At 65.9% G+C, this 23,019-nt stretch carries 22 protein-coding genes; 15 read left to right on the top strand and 7 right to left on the bottom strand.

Annotated features, from left to right (window positions below):
* Nucleotides 1-366 precede the first annotated feature (366 nt).
* Complete coding sequence (gene hemC / locus AC5P9W_RS01305; RefSeq protein ID WP_111099183.1) at nt 367-1,278, top strand: hydroxymethylbilane synthase; 912 nt, start codon at nt 367-369, stop codon at nt 1,276-1,278.
* Between the two features lie 127 nt (nt 1,279-1,405).
* Here hemC and AC5P9W_RS01300 read toward each other — a convergent pair whose 3' ends face one another.
* A complete protein-coding gene (locus tag AC5P9W_RS01300; protein ID WP_019660743.1) occupies nt 1,406-2,182 on the bottom strand; it encodes a DUF481 domain-containing protein in 777 nt (258 codons plus the stop codon).
* A 107-nt stretch (nt 2,183-2,289) separates the two neighbouring features.
* The gene (locus AC5P9W_RS01295; RefSeq protein WP_069139700.1) at nt 2,290-2,892 is read right to left on the bottom strand and encodes a LolA-like protein; all 603 of its coding nucleotides are present in this window, start codon (nt 2,890-2,892) and stop codon (nt 2,290-2,292) included.
* 80 nt (nt 2,893-2,972) lie between these two features.
* On the opposite strand from AC5P9W_RS01295, the gene AC5P9W_RS01290 reads away from it, so the two are divergent.
* Nucleotides 2,973-3,944: a helix-turn-helix transcriptional regulator gene (locus AC5P9W_RS01290; RefSeq protein ID WP_019660741.1), complete on the top strand. Its 972-nt coding sequence runs from the start codon at nt 2,973-2,975 to the stop codon at nt 3,942-3,944.
* A 26-nt stretch (nt 3,945-3,970) separates the two neighbouring features.
* A complete protein-coding gene (locus tag AC5P9W_RS01285) occupies nt 3,971-4,765 on the top strand; it encodes a MetQ/NlpA family ABC transporter substrate-binding protein (protein ID WP_019660740.1) in 795 nt (264 codons plus the stop codon).
* Nucleotides 4,766-4,944: 179 nt separating this feature from the next.
* On the opposite strand, the gene glpK is transcribed toward AC5P9W_RS01285, so the two are convergent.
* From glpK to AC5P9W_RS01270, 3 genes are all read right to left on the bottom strand, one after another.
* Nucleotides 4,945-6,444 (bottom strand): glycerol kinase GlpK, encoded by a 1,500-nt coding sequence (glpK, locus tag AC5P9W_RS01280; RefSeq protein ID WP_456115821.1) that lies wholly within the window; start codon nt 6,442-6,444, stop codon nt 4,945-4,947.
* A 103-nt stretch (nt 6,445-6,547) separates the two neighbouring features.
* A complete protein-coding gene (gene glpD / locus AC5P9W_RS01275) occupies nt 6,548-8,035 on the bottom strand; it encodes a glycerol-3-phosphate dehydrogenase (RefSeq protein ID WP_206621548.1) in 1,488 nt (495 codons plus the stop codon).
* A 226-nt stretch (nt 8,036-8,261) separates the two neighbouring features.
* Nucleotides 8,262-8,897 (bottom strand): OmpW/AlkL family protein, encoded by a 636-nt coding sequence (locus AC5P9W_RS01270; protein ID WP_019660737.1) that lies wholly within the window; start codon nt 8,895-8,897, stop codon nt 8,262-8,264.
* 186 nt (nt 8,898-9,083) lie between these two features.
* On the opposite strand from AC5P9W_RS01270, the gene AC5P9W_RS01265 reads away from it, so the two are divergent.
* The 3 genes from AC5P9W_RS01265 (at nt 9,084) to lpdA (ending at nt 13,392) form a co-directional block, all read left to right on the top strand.
* Entirely contained in the window at nt 9,084-9,599 is a 516-nt protein-coding gene (locus AC5P9W_RS01265; RefSeq protein WP_207049357.1) for a DNA-deoxyinosine glycosylase, read from the top strand.
* A 167-nt stretch (nt 9,600-9,766) separates the two neighbouring features.
* Nucleotides 9,767-11,476 carry a dihydrolipoyllysine-residue acetyltransferase gene (gene aceF / locus AC5P9W_RS01260; protein WP_456115820.1) on the top strand — a complete coding sequence of 570 codons (1,710 nt, stop codon included), beginning with the start codon at nt 9,767-9,769 and terminating at the stop codon, nt 11,474-11,476.
* A gap of 107 nt (nt 11,477-11,583) precedes the next feature.
* Nucleotides 11,584-13,392 (top strand): dihydrolipoyl dehydrogenase, encoded by a 1,809-nt coding sequence (gene lpdA / locus AC5P9W_RS01255; protein ID WP_456115819.1) that lies wholly within the window; start codon nt 11,584-11,586, stop codon nt 13,390-13,392.
* Between the two features lie 370 nt (nt 13,393-13,762).
* On the opposite strand, the gene AC5P9W_RS01250 is transcribed toward lpdA, so the two are convergent.
* Entirely contained in the window at nt 13,763-14,581 is an 819-nt protein-coding gene (locus AC5P9W_RS01250; RefSeq protein WP_019660733.1) for a hypothetical protein, read from the bottom strand.
* Between the two features lie 458 nt (nt 14,582-15,039).
* On the opposite strand from AC5P9W_RS01250, the gene AC5P9W_RS01245 reads away from it, so the two are divergent.
* The 9 genes from AC5P9W_RS01245 to AC5P9W_RS01205 all read left to right on the top strand — a co-directional run bounded on the left by AC5P9W_RS01245 (nt 15,040) and on the right by AC5P9W_RS01205 (nt 22,256).
* Complete coding sequence (locus AC5P9W_RS01245; protein WP_014648497.1) at nt 15,040-15,405, top strand: hypothetical protein; 366 nt, start codon at nt 15,040-15,042, stop codon at nt 15,403-15,405.
* Between the two features lie 31 nt (nt 15,406-15,436).
* Nucleotides 15,437-16,237, top strand: coding sequence for a F0F1 ATP synthase subunit A (atpB, locus tag AC5P9W_RS01240; protein WP_005411134.1), 801 nt, complete (start codon nt 15,437-15,439; stop codon nt 16,235-16,237).
* 73 nt (nt 16,238-16,310) lie between these two features.
* Nucleotides 16,311-16,616, top strand: coding sequence for a F0F1 ATP synthase subunit C (atpE, locus tag AC5P9W_RS01235; protein ID WP_005411133.1), 306 nt, complete (start codon nt 16,311-16,313; stop codon nt 16,614-16,616).
* A 106-nt stretch (nt 16,617-16,722) separates the two neighbouring features.
* Nucleotides 16,723-17,193 (top strand): F0F1 ATP synthase subunit B, encoded by a 471-nt coding sequence (locus AC5P9W_RS01230; protein WP_005419512.1) that lies wholly within the window; start codon nt 16,723-16,725, stop codon nt 17,191-17,193.
* Between the two features lie 2 nt (nt 17,194-17,195).
* Nucleotides 17,196-17,723, top strand: coding sequence for a F0F1 ATP synthase subunit delta (locus tag AC5P9W_RS01225; protein ID WP_019660730.1), 528 nt, complete (start codon nt 17,196-17,198; stop codon nt 17,721-17,723).
* 44 nt (nt 17,724-17,767) lie between these two features.
* Nucleotides 17,768-19,315 carry a F0F1 ATP synthase subunit alpha gene (gene atpA / locus AC5P9W_RS01220; RefSeq protein ID WP_005419511.1) on the top strand — a complete coding sequence of 516 codons (1,548 nt, stop codon included), beginning with the start codon at nt 17,768-17,770 and terminating at the stop codon, nt 19,313-19,315.
* A gap of 97 nt (nt 19,316-19,412) precedes the next feature.
* Nucleotides 19,413-20,276 (top strand): F0F1 ATP synthase subunit gamma, encoded by an 864-nt coding sequence (atpG, locus tag AC5P9W_RS01215; protein ID WP_005411129.1) that lies wholly within the window; start codon nt 19,413-19,415, stop codon nt 20,274-20,276.
* Between the two features lie 37 nt (nt 20,277-20,313).
* Complete coding sequence (gene atpD / locus AC5P9W_RS01210; protein ID WP_005419510.1) at nt 20,314-21,720, top strand: F0F1 ATP synthase subunit beta; 1,407 nt, start codon at nt 20,314-20,316, stop codon at nt 21,718-21,720.
* A 113-nt stretch (nt 21,721-21,833) separates the two neighbouring features.
* On the top strand, nt 21,834-22,256 hold the full coding sequence (locus AC5P9W_RS01205; RefSeq protein WP_005419509.1) for a F0F1 ATP synthase subunit epsilon: 423 nt from the start codon (nt 21,834-21,836) through the stop codon (nt 22,254-22,256).
* Between the two features lie 314 nt (nt 22,257-22,570).
* Here AC5P9W_RS01205 and AC5P9W_RS01200 read toward each other — a convergent pair whose 3' ends face one another.
* On the bottom strand, nt 22,571-22,954 hold the full coding sequence (locus AC5P9W_RS01200; protein WP_021203877.1) for a GtrA family protein: 384 nt from the start codon (nt 22,952-22,954) through the stop codon (nt 22,571-22,573).
* Nucleotides 22,955-23,019 lie beyond the last annotated feature (65 nt).

Raw genomic sequence — 23,019 nt, 5'->3', positions numbered from 1 at the left:
TTTCCGCGCGGCCTGCGGCCGCGACTGCTTTCAGATCAACATCAACAGCAACAGCAACGGCGGGTTGGTCGGCTCGTTGGTGCTACGTACTGGGTCGGGCCGAGGTGGGGTGGCGGGACACGCTGCAAGTACATCCCTGTAAGCTCGATGGCGCCTTGCTCGTGTGCGCTGTCCTGCGCACACGGCAAGACCGGGGTTGGGCGTCCTGCCCAACCCGCCCGAGGCATGCCTCGGGCCCATGGCGCCAACGGTCCCGCCACCCCACCCCGCCCGGCCAAGCGCGGCTGTTGCTTTCACGACCCCTCCGCCAGCCACGAGGGGCTCCGCCGTTGGCCGTATCCGCGCCGGAGGCGCGATAATGACCGGATGGAAACCGTTCGCATCGCCACCCGCAAGAGCCCGCTCGCCCTCTGGCAGAGCGAACACGTCGCTGACCGCCTGCGCCAGGCCCATCCCGGCCTGCATGTGGAACTGGTGCCGATGAGCACCCGCGGTGACGAGGTGCTCGACCGCTCGCTGGCCGCGATCGGTGGCAAGGGCCTGTTCCTGAAGGAACTGGAGCTGGCCATGCTGCGCGGTGAGGCCGACTGCGCCGTGCATTCTTTGAAGGACGTGCCGATGGAACTGGACGAGCCGTTCGCGCTGCCGGCAATCCTGCCCCGACACGATCCGGCCGATGGCTTCGTCTCCAACCTGTACGCCTCGCTGGACGCGCTGCCGATCGGCGCGCGGGTCGGTACCTCGTCGCTGCGCCGCCAGGCCCAGCTGCGCGCGCTGCGCCCGGACCTGGAGCTGCTCGACCTGCGCGGCAACGTCAACACCCGCCTGGCCAAGCTCGACAACGGCGGCTACGACGCCATCGTGCTGGCCGTGGCCGGCCTGGAGCGCCTGGGCCTGGGTGAGCGCATCGTCGCGCGCCTGCAACCGCCGCAGTGGTTGCCGGCCCCGGCGCAGGGCGCGGTGGCGGTGGAGTGCGATGGCGGCAATGCGCACCTGAGGGCGCTGTTCGGCCAGCTTGATGACGCGGCTACCCGTGCCTGCGTGGAAGCCGAGCGGGCAATGAACCGTGCGCTGCATGGCAGCTGCCATGTGCCGGTGGCGGCCATCGCGCAGTGGCAGGGCGACGACCTGCACCTGCAGGGGCTGGTTGGCAGCGCCAGCGATGGCCGTGCGGTGCGTGCCGAGGCGGTGGGCCCGGCCAATGCCCCGGAAGCGCTGGGCCAGCGCGTGGCGAACATGCTGCTGGACGATGGCGCCGGCGAACTGCTGAACGCCTGAGCCCCGATGTCTGTAGAGCCGAGCCATGCTCGGCTGCTCTTCGCCGGGAAAATCCCGGGCTTCGCGCTCAAGTCGAGCATGGCTCGACTCTACAAAAACGAAACGGGCGCCCCGGCGCCCGTTCTGCTTATTTGAACTTGTAGACCACGTTCATCGTGGTCAGCGTATCGGTCTTGCGCTTGTCGACAGCGACGTCGCTGTTGTAACGCGCCTGCCAGCCGGCCTTCAGCGCCAAGTGCTCGTTCATGCTCACCGACACGCCGAAGTCGTTCTGGCCGAAGGTGTTGTACGAACCGGATTCGACCAGCAGCGTGTTGACCAGGTCGGTGTTGTCGGTCAGCGAGTACTTCATGTCGAACAGGCCGCGGCCGATCATGCCGGTGCGGGTGCGGTCGTCCTCGGTGCTGTGGGTGCGGCGCACACCGGGACCGATCTGCGCGTCGAACGAGAAGCGCTCGGTGTTCCACAGGCGGGTGCCGTAACCCAGGCCGAACGAGCTCTGGCGGTCGTAGGTGGCGAAGTCGTCGCGCTCGGTACGCACCGTGGCCGTCAGCTGGCGGTGCTCGCCCAGCTGCAGCGCGCTGCCGGCACTGCCGGTGTAGCGATTGGCCGTGGTGTTGTTGCGGCGGGTGGTGGTGCCGTCATCGCGGGTCTCGGTCACCTTGGAGCTGGAGCGCAGGCCGGCCAGGTCCATGCTGTGAACCCAGTCGCCGTCGGTGTAGCGAAGGCGCAGGCGGCCGTTGAAGCTCTCGGTGCTGCTGTTGCCGCGTGCCGAAGCGAAGCCGAGCTCGCCGCCACTGCCGCTCCACGGCGAGGACATCGCCGCCAGTTCGGAGGCATCCTGTGCGTACGCGAGCGGCGCGCACAGCAGCAGGGGGATCAGCAGGGACACGCGCAGGAACATCGGGACTACTCCGAAGCGGTTGACAGCCGGTGATGATACTGGAAGCGTGATGGCGGTCCGAATCGATCCAAACGCCCGCTTCAGCAGACGTTGCCGCGACCGCCCATTCAGGGCAGATCGACGCGCAACGCCGGGTCGTTGAAGCGCGAATAGCGCAGCCGCAGCTGGAAACTGCGGCCATTGCTGCTGCCGCTGCGCACGATCTGGCGTGGCAGGCCCTGGGCATCCACCCAGTACTCCAGGCGTTCGCCGGGCTGGTTGCCGCGCAGCCGGTAGTGACGGGTCTCGACCCCGTCCAGCGCCTGGCTGCCGAGATCTTCGGCCTTCAGGTCGGCGGGCAGGGCGTCGGCCGGCAGCGGGTTGCGCCACTGCTCGAGCAGGCCGGGCGGGGCCGGCACCTGGCGGATCGCACCGTCGGCCTGCAGGAACAGGGTGTCGCCGATGATGGTCTGCGGCCCGGCCGGGGTCTCCACCCGGAAACGGTCGGGTGCAACGAAGTCCATGGCGCTGCGTACCCGCTGCGGCGCGCCCAGCACTTCCAGTTCGGCGTGGAAGCTGCGCAGGGCGGCGAAACGCTGGCTGGCGCCCAGCACCGCCTGTGCCGGATCGGCGGCGGGTACCGGGGCCTCGGTGCCCGCCGGCGCCGGCGCGCGATCGCAGGCGGCCAGCAGCAGGCAGGCCAGCAGGGACAGGGCAGGCAACCGGCGCATCGGGCATTCCATGGGGTGGGGGCGACCACGATAGCCCAAACGTCCCACACAAGACCCGCGACTCGGACATAATCGGGGGCATGGACCGATACGAACGCATCACCGCCCTGCATCGTCTGCTCAAGTCCGCGCGCTATCCGGTGACGGTGGCGACCCTGCAGGACAAGCTCGGTTGTTCCCGTGCCACCGTCTACCGCGACCTGGCCTTCCTGCGCGATGCGCTGATGGCACCGATCGAGGGCGACGGCGAGGCAGGCTTCCGTTACCAGGCCGACGAGAGCGACCGCTTCGAACTGCCTGGCCTATGGCTCAGCTCGGAGGAGCTGCATGCCCTGCTGGCTTCGCAACACCTGCTGGCGCGCACCGGCGGTGGCGTGCTGTCGTCGGTGCTGGCGCCGCTGCAGCAGCGCATCGAGAGCCTGCTGGCGGCCCAGGCGGGCGTGTCCAGCTGGCCGGTGGACCGCGTGCGGGTGATTCCGCACCGTGGCCGCAAGTTTGACGAAGGCAGCTTCCGCAGCGTCGCATCGGCCGTGCTGGAGCGCCGCCAGCTGGCGTTCGAGTACCGTGCCCGTTCCACCGACGAGCCGACCAAGCGTACCGTCTCGCCGCAGCGCCTGACCCATTATCGCGACAACTGGTACCTGGATGCCTGGGACCATGACCGCGAGGCGCTGCGCAGTTTCGCCGTGGACCGCATCCACAAGGCACGGGTGATCGACAGCACCGCCCGCGATGTCGCCGACAGCGAGCTGGACGAGCAGCTCGGCGCCAGCTATGGCATTTTTTCTGGTGCGCCGAAGGGCTGGGCGACCATCCTGTTCAGCGCCAAGGCCGCGCGCTGGGTGGCCGACGAGCACTGGCATTCCAAGCAGCAGGGCCGCTTCCTGGCCGATGGCCGCTACGAACTGAAGGTGCCGTACAGCGTCTCGCGCGAGCTGCTGATGGACGTGCTGCACTATGGTTCGGATGCCGAGATCATCGAGCCGGTGATGCTGCGCGAGCAGGCCAAGGCGCTGCTCGAGCTGGCCCTGAGCAACTACGAAAAATCCTGACACTCCCCCCGAGAACCCTTCCGCCCATGAAGAAGACCCTGTTGCTGCCCCTGCTCGCCGCTGCGCTGGCCCTGACCGCCTGCGGCACGTCCGGCGAGCCCTCGCAGAAGCTGGTGGTGGCCGCCACGGCCGTGCCGCATGCCGAGATCCTTGAAGTGGTCAAGCCGATCCTCAAGCAGGAAGGCGTGGACCTGGACGTGCGCGTGTTCAACGACTACGTGCAGCCCAACGACCAGCTGGTGCAGAAGCAGGTGGACGCCAACTACTTCCAGACCGAGCCGTACCTGGATGCCTACAACCGCGATCGCAAGACCGATCTGGTGAAGGTGATCGGCGTGCACATCGAGCCGTTCGGTGCCTATTCGCGCAAGGTCAAGTCGCTGGCCGAGCTGCGCGACGGTGCCGACGTGGTGATCCCGAACGACCCGAGCAACAACAGCCGCGCGCTGATCCTGCTGCACAAGGCCGGCGTGATCGAGCTGAAGGATCCGGCCAACGCGCTGTCGACCCTGCGTGACATCACCGCCAACCCGAAGAACCTGAAGTTCCGCGAACTCGACTCGGCGATGCTGCCGCGCGTGCTGGACCAGGTGGACCTGGCACTGATCAACACCAACTACGCGCTGGATGCCGGCCTCAACCCGACCAAGGACGCTCTGGCGATCGAGAGCAAGGATTCGCCCTACGTGAACTTCCTGGTCGCGCGCCCGGACAACAAGGACGACGCCCGTGTGCAGAAACTGGCCAAGGCCCTGACCAGTCCGCAGGTGAAGGCCTTCATCGAGACCAAGTACAAGGGCGCGGTGCTGCCGGCGTTCTGATTGCGGCTGATCTGTTGATTTGAACGGTGGGTGTCGACCTTCGTCGACACTGCCTTCCCTGTAGAGCCGAGCCCACGCTCGGCTCTGCTGTTTCCGGCATTTCACCGGCGGCGGCCGAGCATGGCTCGGCTCTACCGTGTCACTCCACGTGTGCCGCAGCAGGGCAGGGCATTGCAGTTTCAATCGACGTGGAAGGCGAGGGTGGCGGCCACCGCCTGCTGCCATCCGGCATACAGTTTCTCGCGCTGGGCCACGTCCATCTGTGGCTCGAAGCGCCGGTCCAGGCCCCATTGCGCGGTGATCTGTTCGCGGCTGGACCAGAACCCGACGGCCAGGCCGGCCAGATAGGCCGCACCGAGCGCGGTGGTTTCGGTCAACCGCGGCCGCAGCAGCGGCACACCGAGGATGTCTGCCTGGAAGCTGGCCAGGAAGTCGTTGCCGATCGCACCGCCATCGGCGCGCAGTTCGGTCAGCGCGATACCGGCATCGGACTGCATTGCATCGAGCACGTCGCGGGTCTGGTAGGCCATCGCTTCCAGCGCGGCGCGCACGAAATGCGCCTTGCGGGTACCGCGGGTCAGGCCGAACATCGCGCCGCGCACATCGCTGCGCCAATAGGGCGCGCCCAGGCCGACAAACGCCGGCACCAGGTAGGCGCCGCCACTGTCGGGTACCTGTGCGGCCAGCGCCTGGCTGTCGCTGGCGCTTTCGATCATGCGCAGTCCGTCGCGCAGCCACTGCACCACCGAGCCGGCGATGAAGATCGACCCCTCCAGCGCATACTCCACGCGCCCGTCCAGGCCCCAGGCGATGGTGGTCAGCAGGCCGTTGCGCGAGCGTACCGCCTGCGTGCCGGTGTGCATCAGCATGAAGCAGCCGGTGCCGTAGGTGTTCTTGACCATGCCCGGCTGGAAGCAGGCCTGGCCGAACAGCGCCGCCTGCTGGTCACCGGCGATGCCGGCGATCGGGATCGGGTGGTCGAAGAAGAACTGCGGCCGGGTGTGTGCGTACACCGCACTGGAGTCGCGCACCTGCGGCAGCATCGCGCGCGGGATGTCCAGCAGCGCCAGCAGGTCTTCATCCCAGTCCAGCGTGTGGATGTTGAACAGCAGGGTGCGCGCGGCATTGCTGTAATCGGTCACGTGCGCCTGGCCACCGCTGAGGTTCCACACCAGCCAGCTGTCGATGGTGCCGAACAGGAGCTCGCCACGCTCGGCGCGCTGCTGCGCACCTTCCACGTGGTCGAGGATCCAGCGCACCTTGGTCGCGGAGAAATAGGCGTCGATCAGCAGGCCGGTCCGCTCGCGGACCAGCGCTTCATGCCCGTCGGACTTCAGCCGCTCGCAGATGGCGTGGCTCTGCCGCGATTGCCAGACGATCGCGTTATGGATGGGCTGGCCGCTGGCGCGGTCCCAGACCACGGTGGTTTCGCGCTGGTTGGTGATGCCCAGCGCAGCGATATGGCGCGGATCGATCTGTTCGCGGCTGAGCAGTTCGGTCAGCGTGGCATAGACGCTGGTAAGGATCTCGCGCGGGTCATGCTCGACCCAGCCGGGCTGGGGGAAGATCTGTGCGAATTCGCGCTGTGCACTGCCGACGATGTCGCCGGCACGGTCGAACAGGATCGCGCGCGAACTGGTGGTGCCCTGGTCGATGGCCAGCACGTAGCGGGGCGTCATGCAGCGTCTCCGGTAGAGCGGTCGGGGTAAGGTACCTCAGCTTCCTGCAGAGCCGGGCCATGCTCGGCTGCGTTGTGCGGATGCAACCGAGCATGGCCCGGCTCTACACGCTGGCTTGCTCCATCCACGCCTGCAGCCGTGCCACCTGCGCCGCGTCCAGCCGCAACCCCAGCTTGCTCCGCCGCCACAGCACGTCCTCGGCATTCGAGGCCCATTCGTGCTCACGCAGGAAAGCGACTTCCCGCGCGTGCAGGCCGCCGCCAAAGTCCTCGCCAAGATCGTTCACACCCTGCAGGCCATGCAGCAGCTCCGCGCTGCGGCTGCCGTAGGCGTCGGCCCAGCGGCGTGCGATTTCCTCGGGCAACCACGGTGCCAGCAACTGCAGGCGCGAGCACGCCTGCGTGGCGTCGCCCCAGTCGCTGCCAGGCAGCGGGTCTCCGCCTGCCGTCCACGCCGGGCCCATCTGCGGCAGCGCCGGCCGCAGCAGCTCCAGCGCTTCCTCGGCCAGCACCCTGTAGGTGGTGAGCTTGCCTCCCAGCACGTGCAGCGCCGGTGCCGGGTGGGACTGCAACTGCAGGCGGTAATCACGGCTGAGTCGTGCCGCACGCGGATCGGGATCGGCCAGCAACGGGCGTACGCCAGCGAACCGCCAGACCACATCCTCCGCTGCGATGGGATCACGCAGGTAGCGATTGGCCGCATCACACAGGTACGTCACCTCCGCAGGGAGCACGCTGCAGCGCGCCGGGTCACCGCGATAGTCGGTGTCGGTGGTGCCGACCAGCAGGTGGTCGTGGGCGAAGGGCAGAAGGAACACCACGCGCCCATCGGGCTGCTGCAGCAGGCAGGCGCTGTCGCTGGGCCAGGGGCGGCGCAGCACGATGTGGCTGCCCTGCACCAGGCGCAGCGCGGGGCCATCGCCGCGCCCCTGCATCTGTTCCAGCAGGCCGCCGGCCCACGGACCAGCCGCATTGGCAACGGCGCGCGCAGTCACCGGGTGCGGCTGGCCATGGGCGGATTCCAGAACGGCCTGCCATCGGCCGTGAACGGGGCGCAGGTCGATGCAGCGGCTGCGGACCCGCACCTGTGCGCCGCGCTGCGCGGCATCCAGGGCGTTGAGCAGCACCAGCCGCGCGTCATCGACCTGCGCATCGGCGTAGCTGAAGCCGATGCGCAGCGAGGGGGAGAGCCAGCGACCCAGCGGATCGCGTTGCAGGTCCAGTGCGTGCGATGCGGGAAACGCAGGGCTGCGCCGGCCCAGATGGTCGTACAGCCACAGTCCCGCGCGCAGCATCCAGCGCGGGCGCAGGTGCGGTTCCCAGGGCAGGACGAAACGCAGAGGATGGACCAGGTGAGGGGCTTGCCGGCGTACCGTCTCACGCTCACCCAGCGCTTTGCGCACCAGGCCGAATTCGCCCTGTTCGAGGTAGCGAAGGCCGCCGTGGACCAGTTTGCTGCTGGCACTGGAGGTATGCGCGGCCAGGTCATGCTGTTCGCACAGCAGGACGCGCAGTCCGCGTCCGCTGGCATCACGGGCGATGCCGGCGCCGTTGATGCCGCCACCGATCACCAGCAGGTCGACTTCCTCCATCGCGCCTTCGCACCCCGTTTGTCTAGAGCCGAGCCCATGCTCGGCTGCTTTCCCGATAGTCGAGCATGGGCTCGACTCTACAAAAAGGCAGTCGAGCATGGGCTCGACTCTACATAAAAGCAGCCGAGCATGGGCTCGGCTCTACAGGTGGAACGCGGGTGACGGAAACGACGACGGGCCCCGAAGGGCCCGTCGCGTTACATCAGTGAAGCAGGTGCAGCCTGGATCAGAAGCGGGCGCCGATGCCGAAGCCGACGGTCCACGGATCCATCTTGGCTTCGCCGATCTTTTCGCCGCCAACCTTCACGTCCGGGCGGGCGCGCATGTAGCGGGCGTCGGCACGGGCGAACCAGGTGGAGTTGATGTTCATGTCCACGCCGACGGTACCGATCACGCCCTTGGCATCCTTGAAGCGGATGTCGGTGTCAGCGCCGTTGCCCAGCTTCTCGTTGCTGAAGCTCGACTGGTAGTAGCCCACGCCCACGAACGGGCGGAACACGTTGTCAGCCTGGCCGAAGTGGTACTGGCCGCTCAGCGCGACCGGCTGCTGCTCGACCGAGCCCAGGCGGGCGTTGTTCGGGCCCTTGAACTTGTTTTCGAACTTGTCGGCAGCGCCCCACAGTTCAACGGCCCAGTTATCGTTGATGTAGTAGCTGAAGCTGACGGTCGGCGCCGGGCCGCCATCGGTCTTCTTCACGCCGGTGATCGGGTCGTTCTTCGGTTCCAGCAGCGAGATGCCGCCAACCACGGCAAAATGCTTGCCCGAGGCAGTGTCGGTGCTGCTGCTGTCCTGGGCGAAAGCGGCCGGTGCAAAGGCGGCGGAGGTCAGCAGGGCGAGACTCAGGATACGGATGGAGCGCATGGGGGTATCTCCTAATGTTTCTTGTTTTGGGCCCCCGGTTGCGGGGCGAGCACACCGTAGTCGCCCCAACATGAATCGAATCCGACGCACGTTAAAAAATAGTTTTCCTTGTTCAGCGACGGGTGCGGAATGCCTGTATTCATGGGGTTTTCGGCCCTCGCTGACATTCATGCAGTTGGAGAAGATGTGAGCGAAGCAACGTTGTGCATTGGCCTGCAAGCGCAGGTGAACGTGCAGTGCCGCGTGCTGCTGCTGGGCTCGATGCCAGGCGTGGCGTCGCTGCAGGAGCAGCGCTACTACGCGCATCCGCGCAACCGTTTCTGGCCGTTGATGGCCGATATCTGTGGCTTCAGTGCGGATCTGCCCTATGCAGCGCGGCTGCAGGCGTTGAACGCCGCAGGCATCGGCCTGTGGGATGTGATCGGCCGCTGTGAGCGCCGGGGCAGTCTGGATGCGGAGATCGTGCGTGGCACGGAAGTGCCCAATGCACTGCCGGAACTGATCGCCGCGTTGCCCGAGCTGAAGCTGGTTGGCTGCAATGGCGCCGCGTCAGCGCAGGCATTCCAGCGTTGGGTGCTGCCACGGTTGGAGGCCCCGCCGAAACGGGTGGTACTGCCGTCGACCAGCCCGGCCAATGCGGCCTGGTCGCTGCCGCGCCTGCGCCAGGCCTGGCAGCCGGTGGCAGACGCACTGGCGACATGAAGCGGACATCGTAGGGACAATACGCTACCGACTGGTGGCAGGCGCAACCCATGGGCAACAGCGTGTCCCGGCTGCGTGCGTACTGAAAACACCTGTAACGGTTGGCGCTGGACCCCGCTGGCCGCACAATAGACGTTTCCCTACACCAGATTGCCGGAGTTATCCCCATGGCCGAAATCAAGGAAGCACTTGTCCCCGATATCGGTGACTACAGCGATATCCCGGTAATCGAGGTGCTTGTCGCCGTCGGCGACACGGTCAAGAAGGACCAGGGGCTGGTGACGCTGGAAAGCGACAAGGCGACCATGGAAGTGCCGTCCTCGGTGGCTGGCGTGGTCAAGGAGCTGAAGGTCAAGGTGGGCGACAGCCTGTCCGAAGGCAAGGTCGTGGCCCTGATCGAAGTGGCTGAAGGCGAAGCGGACGCCGCCAAGCCGGCGGCTGCCGCGCCGGCGCCGGCCAAGGCCGCTGCCCCGGCTGCCGCTACCCAGAGCGCGCCGGCCCCGGCCGCAGCTGCTCCGGCTGCCAGCGGTGGTGCCGTTGAAGCGCTGGTGCCGGACATCGGCGACTACGCCGGCATTCCGGTCATCGAAGTCCTGGTCGCCGTTGGCGACACGGTCAAGAAGGACCAGGGCCTGGTCACGCTGGAAAGCGACAAGGCCACCATGGAAGTGCCGTCCTCGGTGGCCGGTGTGGTCAAGGAGATCAAGGTCAAGGTCGGCGACAACCTGTCGCAGGGCGATGTGGTTGCGATCATCGAGGCCGAGGGCGCTGCCGCGCCGGCACCGACCAAGGCCGCCGCTGCCGCCGCGCCTGCAGCCGCTGAGACAGCCACCAAGGTCGAGCCGGTCGCCGTGCCGGCGCAGCCGGACAAGCTGGCGGCCCGCGAGATCGCCTCGGCCGGTACCCCGTCCAGCCCGCCGGTGCAGTTCAACGCTGATGGCGTGCTGCCGGCCAAGGTGCCGTATGCCACCCCGGCGGTGCGTGTGTTCGCCCGCGAACTGGGCGTGGACCTGCTGCAGATCAACGGCACCGAGAAGGGCGGCCGCATCACCAAGGCTGACGTGCAGAAGTTCGTCAAGGCCGCGCTCAGCGGTGGCGTGCCGGCTGCCGGCGGTGCTGCCGTCGCTGCCGGTGGTGGCCTGAACCTGCTGCCCTGGCCGAAGGTCGACTTCAGCAAGTTCGGCGAGACCGAAGTCCAGCCGCTGTCGCGCATCAAGAAGATCTCCGGCGCGAACCTGGCCCGCAACTGGGCGATGATCCCGCACGTCACCCAGTTCGACCAGGCCGACATCACCGACCTGGAAGCGCTGCGCGTGGCGCTGAACAAGGAGAACGAGAAGGCCGGCATCAAGCTGACCATGCTTGCTTTCCTGATCAAGGCCAGCGCCGCGGCGCTGAAGAAGTTCCCGGAATTCAACGCCTCGCTCGATGCCAGCGGCGAAAACCTGACCCTGAAGAAGTACTTCCACATCGGCTTCGCCGCCGACACGCCGAACGGCCTGGTCGTGCCGGTGATCCGCGACGTGGACAAGAAGGGCGTGGTGCAGATCGCGCAGGAAACCGGCGAACTGGCCAAGAAGGCGCGCGACGGCAAGCTCGGCCCGGCCGACATGAGCGGCGGCTGCTTCTCGATCAGCTCGCTGGGCGGCATCGGTGGCACCGCGTTCACCCCGATCGTCAATGCACCGGAAGTGGCCATCCTCGGTGTCTCCAAGTCGTCCATCCAGCCGGTCTGGAACGGCAAGGAATTCGCACCGAAGCTGATGCTGCCGCTGTCGCTGAGCTACGACCACCGCGTCATCGACGGCGCCCTGGCCGCACGCTTCACCACGTACCTGTCCCAGGTACTGGCCGACATGCGCCGCGTGCTGCTGTAAAGCACCGCTTCGCCCCCACCGTGCGGCCGCAGCCCCTGGCGCGGCCGCGTGAACAGATGCAGTGACAGCCCACCGGCCATGCCGGTCGGGCACGAGGAAAACCCACCATGGCCACGATTGAAGTCAAGGTTCCCGACATCGGCGATTACAGCGATGTGCCGGTGATCGAAGTGTTGGTCGCCGTCGGCGACACGGTGAAGAAGGATCAGGGTCTGGTGACCCTGGAATCGGACAAGGCCACCCTGGAAGTGCCGTCCTCGGCTGCCGGCGTGGTCAAGGAAATCAAGGTCAAGCTGGGCGACACCCTGTCCGAAGGCGCCGTGGTCGTGGTGCTGGACGCTGAAGGCGCCGCCGAAGCCCCGGCCAAGGCCGCTGCGCCGACTCCGGCTGCGGCCGCTCCGGCCAGCAAGCCGCCGGTGACCCCATCGCACCGCGCCCCGGCTGAACCGGCTGCGCCGAAGCCGGCGCTGTCCAGCGGCAAGCCGGCCGACATCGAATGCGAAATGGTCGTGCTGGGTTCCGGCCCGGGCGGCTACACCGCCGCCTTCCGCGCCGCCGACGTCGGCCTGGATACGGTACTGGTCGAGCGCTACGCCAGCCTCGGCGGCGTCTGCCTCAACGTCGGTTGCATTCCGTCCAAGGCGCTGCTGCACGCCGCCGCGGTAATCGACGAAGTGGCCCATGCCGGTGATTTCGGCGTCGAGTTCGGCAAGCCGACCATCACCCTGGACAAGCTGCGCCAGTACAAGGAAAAGGTCGTCAACCAGCTGACCAAGGGCCTGGCCGGCATGGCCAAGCAGCGCAAGGTCCGCAACGTGCAGGGCGTCGGCAGGTTCATCTCGGCCAACGAGATGGAAATCACCGCCGCTGACGGCGGCACCCAGCTGCTGCGCTTCCAGAAGTGCATCATCGCTGCCGGTTCGCAGGCGGTGAAGCTGCCGAACTTCCCGTGGGACGACGCGCGCGTGATGGACTCCACCGATGCGCTGGAGCTGGCCGAAGTGCCGGGCTCGCTGCTGGTCGTCGGCGGCGGCATCATCGGCCTGGAAATGGCCACCGTGTACAGCGCGCTGGGCAGCAAGGTCACTGTGGTCGAGTTCATGGACCAGCTGATGCCGGGCGCCGACAAGGACCTGGTCAAGCCGCTGGCCGACCGCCTGAAGAAGCAGGGCATCGAAGTGCACCTGAAGACCAAGGCCTCGGGCGTCACCGCCGATGCCAAGGGCATCACCGTGACCTTTGAAGCTGCCGAGGAAGGCCAGGCGCCTGCGCTGGCGCAGGGCACCTTCGACCGCGTGCTGGTGGCCGTCGGGCGTTCGCCGAACGGCAGGAAGATCGATGCCGAGAAGGCCGGCGTGCAGGTCACCGAGCGTGGCTTCATCCCGGTGGATCGCCAGATGCGCACCAACGTGCCGCACATCTTTGCCATCGGCGACATCGTCGGCAACCCGATGCTGGCCCACAAGGCCACGCACGAAGGCAAGCTGGCCGCCGAAGTGGCTGCCGGCCACAAGAAGGAGTGGGTGGCCCGTGTGATTCCGTCGGTGGCCTACACCAACCCGGAAATCGCCTGGGTTGGCGTGACCGAGACCGAAGCCAAGGCCAAGGGCCTGAAGGTCGGCGTGGCCAAGTTCCCGTGGGCTGCCAGTGGCCGCGCGATCGGCATCGGCCGTACCGAGGGCTTCACCAAGCTGATCTTCGACGAAGAGACCCACCGCATCATCGGTGGTGCGATCGTTGGCGTGCATGCCGGTGACCTGCTGGCCGAGATCGGCCTGGCCATCGAGATGGGTGCGGAAGCCGAAGACATCGGCCACACCATCCACGCCCACCCGACGCTGAGCGAGTCGGTGGCGATGGCCTCGGAAATCTACGACGGCACGATCACCGATCTGTACATGCCGAAGAAGAAGTAAGGCGCCCGCGCCGTTCCAAATGAAAAGCCCCGGCGTTTGCCGGGGTTTTTTTGTTGAGCCTCGATCACTCTCATTGCGAGCGTTCGGGCCGCCGCGCGGGTGGCAGGCATTTGGGCAAATGTCCCCGTCACTCGCCTGCGGCGGTCGCCTCCTCCTTTACTTTGTCCAAACGCCTGCCACCCGCACAGCGGCTCGGCTTGCGGATAGTCGAGAGCCGGTGCTCAGGCCGCCGGGATGCCTGACCCGCTCCCTCAAGCGCTCGACCCAGCTGCTCTTGCTCCTGCACGCAGGGAAAAACAGCACAAAAGAGCGCGGCCCCGATGTTCCGGAGGCCGCGCCAGGAGAGAGAGTGCCGTGGAAGGGGCGGGTGTCAGAACACGAAGCTGATACCGGCCACCGGGCCCTTGAATTCCTGCTTCAGGCCGATGGTGCCATCGCTGCCCTTCTTGTCCGCATCAAGCTTGAACCAGTCGTAGCCGGCGAACACGCCGAAGTTCCTGGTGAAGCGGTAGTCGACGATGGCGTTGGCGCGGCTCAGGTCGCCCTTGTAGTCATCGAAGCTGCCCCAGCGCGTGTTGAGGTACTGGCCCTGCAGGGTGATCATCCACTTCTCGGACGGGGTGAAGCTCAAGCGTGCACCGACCACCGGCGCCACGCCGTCGGTCTTCTCGTTGAGGAACTGGCCTTCATAGACAGTGCCCAGATCGGCGTAGGCCTTGGTGCTGACCTTGGCGTACTCGGCACCCAGCTGCAGGCCGAGGTCGAAGGTGTCGGTGTCCACCACCGAGTAGTCGTAGACCAGGCTGGCCACCTGGTACTTCAGCTCGCCCTTGACGAAGCTGCCGGAAGGCACGCTGACGTCACCGAAGGAGATGTCCTGGCCGAGGGTCTCGCGGCGGTCCTTGTCGTACTTGAAGTAGTTGAACAGCAGGCGCTGGCGGTTGCTGATGCGGAACATGCCGTCAATGCGCGGCTCCCACTCCTTGCCACCCAGCTTGAAGTCCTCGGAGAAACCGATGTCCTGGCCGGCCACGTTGGTGTTGCCGCGGAGCGTGTTGTCCGAGTCGATATTCATCGCACCCAGGCGCAGGGCAAAACGGTCGTCGCCTTCGGCGGCGTGGGCGGCATTGGCGAACGAGGCGCCGGCAGCGAGCAGGGAAAGGGCGAGCAGGGTGGGTACGGGGCGCATCGAAGAGTCCTTGCAGTGGTTCATCAGAATGAAGACCACTGTGCGGGACAGGCCCGTCCACCATCCGTGAACGTATGGTCCACGGCGTGTGCACGGTTCAGCGCTGTCGCGACGATGCAAAAAGATGGCCCCGGAGCCGGGCTTCGGGGCCATCGTGGGACCTGCGGGGTGGAGCCGACGAGGATGCTGCAGGCAGGTCGAGTAATCGGACCGGCGCATCCGGTGAAAGTTCCGTCGACTGCGACCAAAGTTCAATACTGCGGTGCAACATCGTGCGGACGTCATTGTCCCCCCGGTGGTACGCAAAAATGTAACCGTTACCGCAACTTGCGCCTTCCCGGGATGAACAGGCAGCGGTTGTCTCGCAAATTGTCCCATTGCTATAATTTGGCGGCTCGATGAGGCCCCCCCTGCTGTAGCCGCCTCAACCCTCCACATGCAACCACGCGGGACGTCCTGTGCTGAACTCCGTTGACGCGGGTCGGCGACTGATGCTGCGCGCCGCGGTCTACCCGCTGGCCGCGGTCGCTGTCCTGGCCCTGGCCTTCCTGCTGGTGGGTCCGAAATATGCCCTCGGCGCGCTGGCGTCTGGTGTGGCCATTTCGGCCGGTGGCTGGGTTGCAGCACGGATGGCGCTGGGCGGAGGTGCGGTGGCCGCAGGATCGGCGATGGCTCGCCTGATCATTGCGATCGTGGCCAAGTGGGTCGTGGTTTTCGGCGTCCTGCTGGTGGGGTTCCTGGTCTTCAAGCTGCCTGCGTTGGCGCTGTTGGCCGGTATCGCCGTCGGCTTGATGTTCCAGGTCCTGGCCATGGCCAGGCGTTGACAGAATTCAATTAACTGAAGGTTCCGGACACATGGCGGGCGAGGCTCTAACCCCTACCAGCTACATCCAGCATCACCTGCACAACCTGACCGCGCCGGTCGGCAAGGGTGAGGGTATGTTCTGGCATATCCACGTCGATACCTTCCTCACCGCCGTCCTGATGGGCCTGGTGATCGTGGTCGCGTTCTGGCTGGGGACCCGCAAGGCCACCGCCGGCGTGCCGGGCAAGTGGCAGGCCTTCGTCGAGATCTGCCTGGAGTTCGTCGACCGCCAGGCCAAGGACACCTACCACGGCAAGAGCAAGCTGGTCACGCCGATCGCCATCACGATCTTCTTCTGGATTCTGCTGATGAATCTGCTGAAGATGATCCCGGCCGATTTCATCGCCAAGCCGCTGGAATGGGCGGGCGTGCACTACTGGAAGCCGGTCCCGACCGCTGACGTCAACGCCACCCTGGGCATGGCCATCAGCGTGTTCTTCCTGATGCTGTTCTTCGCGCTCAAGTCCAAGGGCCTGGGCGGCTTCATCAAGGAATTCCTGACGGCGCCGTTCGGCAAGTGGATGATGCCGTTCAACCTGATCCTCAACATCGTCGAGTGGCTGAGCAAGCCGATCTCGCTGGCGATGCGACTGTTCGGCAACATGTTCGGCGGCGAAATCGTGTTCCTGCTGATCTGGGTGCTGGGTGGTGCCGGTTTCTTCGGTGCCATTGCCGGTGGTGTGTTCGGCCTCGGCTGGATGCTGTTCCACCTGCTGGTGATCCCGCTGCAGGCCTTCATCTTCATGATGCTGTCGATCGTGTACCTGAGCCTGTCGGAAGACGCTCACTGAGTTTCAAGCTTCAACGCGTTTCAACCTTCATCCGTTTCATCACCCTTAGCAACTTAAGTTCCTGGAGATAACCATGTACTTCGCCGTCCTGACCAACTTCGCGCAGATTCAGAGCTCCACCGCCCTTGCCGTCGGCATCATGATCGGCCTGGCCGCGCTGGGCGCCGGTCTGGGTCTGGCCATCATGGCTGGTAAGTTCCTGGAGTCGGCCGCCCGCCAGCCGGAACTGATCCCGGTCCTGCAGGTCCGCATGTTCATCACCGCCGGCCTGATCGACGCCGCGTTCATCATCTCGGTCGCCGTTGGCCTGCTGCTGGCCTTCGCCAACCCGCTGTCGGCTGCCTTCGCTGGCGCCGTCACCAAGGCTCTGGCCGGCTGATACAGCGGTTTGAGACGACCGGGTGCTGATGCACCCGGTTTCGGATGAAGGCCGGATGTGCCGCTACGGCGGCGCGTCCACCCCGAAACCAGCGATCGAGCTAACCATGAATATCAATTTCACCCTTCTTGCGCAGGCGCTGGCCTTCGCTGGTCTGATCTGGATCATCGCGACCAAGATCTGGCCGCCGCTGATGAACGCGATCGAGGAGCGCCAGCAGAAGATTGCTGAGGGCCTCGCTGCTGCCGACCGCAGCCAGAAAGATCTGGCCCAGGCGCAGGAGAAGGTCAACGAAGCGCTGAAGGAAGCCCGCACCAAGGCCAACGAGATCATCGATCAGGCCCACGCGCGTGCCAACCAGATCGTTGATGCTGCCCGTAACGAAGCGATCACCGAAGCCACCCGTCAGAAGGAACTGGCCCAGGCTGAAATCGACGCCGCCGCCAACCGTGCCCGTGAAGATCTGCGCAAGCAGGTGTCCGCGCTGGCCGTGACCGGTGCCGAAAAGCTGCTCAAGCGCGAAATCGACGCCAACGCCCACAAGGCGCTGCTCGACGAGCTGGCCTCGGAGATCTAAGGATGAGCCAGGCCCTCACGCTTGCCCGCCCGTACGCCCGCGCCGCGTTCGCGACCGCGCGCGACGAAGGCGCGTTCGCGCCGTGGTCGGACGCCCTGGCGTTCTCCGCCCACGTCGCCGCCGACCCGCGCGTGGCGGCCCTGCTCGCCAACCCGGAGCTGGGTCGTGACGACGCCGTCGCCCTGCTGGCGCCGGTGTCGCACGGCGAGACCTACTCGCGCTTCCTGGCCGTCCTGGCCGAGTCGCACCGTCTGCCGCTGCTGCCGGAAATCGCCGGCATGTTCGACGCCCTGCGCGCCGAAGCCGAGCACGTGGTCAAGGCCACCGTCACCTCGGCCGCCGAACTGTCGGCCGCTGAGCTGGATGCGATCAAGGTCGCGCTGCGCAAGCGCTTCAACCGCGAGGTCGACGTGACCACCGCGGTCGATGCCTCGCTGATCGGCGGCGCCGTGATCGACGCCGGCGACGTGGTCATCGATGGTTCGCTGAAGGGCAAGCTGGCCCGTCTGCAGACCGCGCTCGCTAACTGAATTCATTTAACGTCCGGCCCCGCTGCCGGCACTAGGACTTGACGATGGCAACCACGCTCAACCCCTCCGAAATCAGCGAACTGATCAAGAACCGCATCGAGAAGGTCAAGCTGGCCGCGGAATCGCGCAACGAAGGCACCGTGACCAGCGTGTCCGACGGCATCGTGCGCATCTTCGGTCTGGCCGACGTGATGCAGGGCGAAATGATCGAACTGCCGAACAACACCTTCGCACTGGCCCTGAACCTGGAGCGCGACTCGGTCGGCGCCGTGGTCCTGGGTGACTACGAGCACCTGCGCGAAGGCGACGTCGCCAAGACCACCGGTCGCATCCTGGAAGTGCCGGTCGGTCCGGAACTGCTGGGCCGCGTCGTGAACGCGCTGGGCGAGCCGATCGACGGCAAGGGCCCGCTGGGCACCGACCTGACCGCTCCGGTGGAGCGCGTTGCTCCGGGCGTGATCTGGCGCAAGTCGGTCGACCAGCCGGTGCAGACCGGTTACAAGTCGGTCGACTCGATGATCCCGATCGGCCGTGGCCAGCGTGAGCTGATCATCGGTGACCGCCAGACCGGCAAGACCGCCATGGCGATCGATGCGGTGATCAACCAGAAGGGCACCGGCATCAAGTGCGTGTACGTTGCGATCGGCCAGAAGGCGTCGACCATCGCCAACATCGTGCGCAAGCTGGAAGAGAACGGCGCGCTGGCCCACACCATCGTGGTGGCCGCGACCGCTTCCGAATCGGCTGCCATGCAGTACATCAGCGCCTACTCGGGCTGCACCATGGGTGAGTACTTCATGGACCGCGGCGAAGACGCGCTGATCGTGTACGACGATCTGTCCAAGCAGGCCGTCGCCTACCGCCAGATCTCGCTGCTGCTGAAGCGTCCGCCGGGCCGCGAAGCCTACCCGGGTGACGTGTTCTACCTGCACTCCCGTCTGCTCGAGCGCGCTGCCCGCGTGTCCGAGGAGTACGTCGAGAAGTTCACCGAAGGCAAGGTCACCGGCAAGACCGGTTCGCTGACCGCGCTGCCGATCATCGAAACCCAGGCCGGCGACGTGTCCGCGTTCGTTCCGACCAACGTGATCTCGATCACCGACGGCCAGATCTTCCTGGAAACCGACCTGTTCAACGCCGGCATCCGCCCGGCCGTGAACGCCGGTATCTCGGTGTCGCGCGTCGGTGGCTCGGCCCAGACCAAGATCATCAAGAAGCTGTCGGGCGGTATCCGTATCTCGCTGGCCCAGTACCGTGAGCTGGCTGCCTTCGCGCAGTTCGCCTCGGACCTGGACGAAGCGACCCGCAAGCAGCTGGAGCGTGGCCAGCGCGTCACCGAGCTGATGAAGCAGAAGCAGTACGCGCCGATGTCGATCGCCAACCAGGCGCTGTCGATCTACGCCGTCAACGAGGGTTACCTCGACGACGTGCCGGTCAACAAGCTGCTGGCGTTCGAAGAAGGCCTGCACGCCCACTTCGCCAACACCCAGGGCGAGCTGATCAGCAAGGTCAACGCCACCGGCGGTTGGGACAACGACATCGAAGGTGCCTTCAAGAAGGGCATCGCCGAGTTCAAGACCACCGGCAGCTGGTAATCGCGGTCCTGTAGAGCGGAGCCTCCGGCTCCGCTGGACCAGATGACAAACGGTTGAACAACGCGGGGCATCAGCCCCGCGCCACGGGAAACAAGAGATGGCAAGCGGACGCGAAATCAAAACCAAGATCAAGAGCGTGCAGAACACCCGCAAGGTGACGCGCGCCCTGGAAATGGTCTCGGCCTCCAAGATCCGCAAGGCGCAGGATCGGATGAAGACCTCGCGTCCGTACGCGCAGGCGATGAAGCAGGTGATCGGTCATCTGGCCCAGGCCAGCACCGACTACCAGCATCCGTTCCTGGTCGAGCGCGAGCAGGTCAAGCGGGTCGGTTTCATCGTGATCTCCTCCGATCGCGGCCTGGCCGGCGGCCTGAACAACAACCTGTTCCGCAAGATGCTGGGCGAAGCCAAAGCATGGCAGGACAAGGGTGCCGAAGTGGACCTGGTGACCATCGGCCAGAAGGCTTCGACCTTCTTCCGCCGCGTGAAGGTCAACATGGTCGGCAGCGTGACCCACATCGGCGACGTGCCGAAGCTGGAATCGCTGATCGGTGTGATCAAGGTCATGCTCGACGCCTTCACCGAAGGCAAGATCGACCGCGTGTACCTGGTGTACAACCGCTTCGTGAACACCATGGTGCAGAAGGCCAGCTTCGATCAGCTGCTGCCGCTGCCGCCGGCTGAGAAGCAGGTCGCTCACCACGACTGGGATTACCTGTACGAACCCGATGCCGCGACCGTGCTGGAGCACGTGATGACGCGTTACATCGAGTCGCTGGTGTACCAGGCACTGCTGGAAAACGTCGCCTCCGAGCATGCCGCACGCATGGTTGCGATGAAGGCGGCGAGCGACAACGCCAACAAGCTGATCGGCACCCTGCAGCTCGTCTACAACAAGGCGCGCCAGGCAGCGATCACCCAGGAAATCTCCGAAATCGTCGGCGGCGCGGCAGCAGTCTGACCGCGTTCGTTCAAAGCACACATTAGAGGATGCAGCAATGAGTCAGGGCAAGATCGTTCAGATCATCGGCGCGGTCGTCGACGTCGAATTCCCGCGTGAATCGGTGCCGAAGGTGTACGACGCACTGAAGGTGGAAAACACCGAGATCACCCTCGAAGTCCAGCAGCAGCTGGGTGACGGCGTGGTGCGTACCATCGCCCTCGGTTCCACCGACGGCCTGAAGCGCAACCTGGTTGCCGTCAACACCGGCCGTGGCATCTCGGTGCCGGTCGGCGCCGGCACCCTGGGCCGCATCATGGACGTGCTGGGCCGTCCGATCGACGAAGCCGGCCCGGTCGCTGCCAGCGACAACTGGGAAATCCACCGCGCTGCGCCGTCGTATGAAGACCAGTCCCCGGCCACCGAGCTGCTGGAAACCGGCATCAAGGTCATCGACCTGATGTGCCCGTTCGCCAAGGGCGGCAAGGTCGGCCTGTTCGGCGGCGCCGGCGTCGGCAAGACCGTCAACATGATGGAGCTGATCAACAACATCGCCAAGGCGCACAGCGGCCTGTCCGTGTTCGCCGGCGTGGGTGAGCGTACCCGTGAGGGCAACGACTTCTACCACGAAATGAAGGACTCCAACGTCCTGGACAAGGTGGCGATGGTGTACGGCCAGATGAACGAGCCGCCGGGCAACCGTCTGCGCGTCGCGCTGACCGGCCTGACCATGGCCGAGTACTTCCGCGACGAGAAGGACGAAAACGGCAAGGGCAAGGACGTCCTGCTGTTCGTCGACAACATCTACCGCTACACCCTGGCCGGTACCGAAGTGTCGGCACTGCTGGGCCGTATGCCGTCCGCGGTGGGTTACCAGCCGACCCTGGCCGAGGAAATGGGCGTCCTGCAGGAGCGCATCACCTCGACCAAGAACGGCTCGATCACCTCGATCCAGGCCGTCTACGTTCCCGCGGACGACCTGACCGACCCGTCGCCGGCGACCACCTTCGCCCACCTGGACTCGACCGTCACCCTGTCGCGTTCGATCGCCTCGCTGGGTATCTACCCGGCCGTCGATCCGCTGGACTCCACCAGCCGCCAGATGGACCCGCTGGTCATCGGCCACGAGCACTACGACACCGCCCAGCGCGTCCAGCAGACCCTGCAGAAGTACAAGGAACTGAAGGACATCATCGCGATCCTGGGCATGGACGAACTGTCCGAAGAGGACAAGCAGGCCGTGTCGCGCGCCCGTAAGATCGAGCGCTTCTTCAGCCAGCCGTTCCACGTGGCCGAAGTGTTCACCGGTTCGCCGGGCAAGTACGTGCCGCTGAAGGACACCATCCGTGGCTTCAAGGCCATCGTCGATGGCGAGTACGACCACCTGCCGGAGCAGGCGTTCTACATGGTCGGCGGCATCGAAGAAGCGGTCGAGAAGGCCAAGAAGATGGCCGAGAAGGCCTGATCCGGGACGGGCGGGAGCTATCCTGCCCGACCTGACGCCGGCGCCGGGCAACCGCCCGCGCCGGTGGACCCCCACGGTGGCATTGCGCCGCCGCGAACAGCGAAGAGATTTGCATGAGCACGATCCGTTGCGACATCGTCAGCGCCGAGCAGGAAATCTTCCGTGGCGAAGCGACCCTGGTCGTGGCCACCGGTGAGCTGGGCGAACTGGGCATCGCGCCCAAGCACGCGCCGCTGATCACCCGCCTGAAGCCGGGCAAGGTGGTGGTGACCACGCCGAATGGCGAGCAGCTGGATTTCGCCATCTCCGGCGGTATCCTGGAAGTGCAGCCGCAGGTGGTGACCGTGCTGGCCGACACCGCGATCCGCGCGCAGGACATCGACGAAGCCTCGGTCCGCAAGGCCAAGGAAGAAGCCGAACGCATCCTGGCCAACCGCGGCGAAGCGATGGAAGTGGCCGAAGCCCAGCAGAAGCTGGCCGAGGCCGTCGTCCAGCTGCAGGCACTGGAACGCCTGCGCAAGAATCTCAAGCACTGAGGTTCGCGCTGCACCCACGAGAACGCCGGCCCTGTGCCGGCGTTCTTGTTTGTGCTGGCGGGGCAGCGCCGACCGGGTAGAGTCGACGGGGTAGAGTCGACTGTTAGTCGACTACCGCGCGCAGCGCGGGATTTTCGCGGCCTGATGGAAGAGCAGTCGACTGACAGTCGACTCTACCGATGCCGATGCCGATGCCGATGCCGATGCCGATGCCGATGCCGATCCCGATCCCGATCCCGATCCCGATCCCGATCCCGATCCCGATCCCGATCCCGATCCCGGTCCCGATCCGGCATCCCGGATCCCGCCCCGTCTCAGCGATACACCACGTAGCGCATCAACAGGAACGACACGCAGGCCAGCCCGCCTTCCACCAGCGGCTTGGCCAGCCACGTGTACTGCAGGCCCAGCGCCTGGTCGACCAGGCTGACCAGCAGCGTGCTCGCTGCGGTCAGCAGCAGCCACAGCCCGAAGAAGCGTGCAAAGCGCTTCCATCCCAGCTTGCGGGTGCCGGCCTCGGCAAAGGTGTAGCGGCCGTTGAGCCAGAAGCCCAGCAGCATGCCGGCCAAGCGACCGGTGATATTGGCCGGCGCGACCGGCATGCCCAGCGCACTGGCGGCCACGAACACCAGCCAATCGACCAGCAGCTGCACGAGCCCGATGACGAGATAGGTGCTTCCCTGGCGGACGAGGCCCATCAGCGTGGTGAAGGAGGCGGGATGCCCATGTTAACGGCCCACGCTCTAGAATCATCTGCAACGAA

Source organism: Stenotrophomonas sp. YJH_SMC_33 (genome assembly GCF_059372295.1).
The sequence above is the reverse complement of the archived record's forward strand: the minus strand, read 5'-3'. Positions and strand labels throughout refer to the sequence as shown.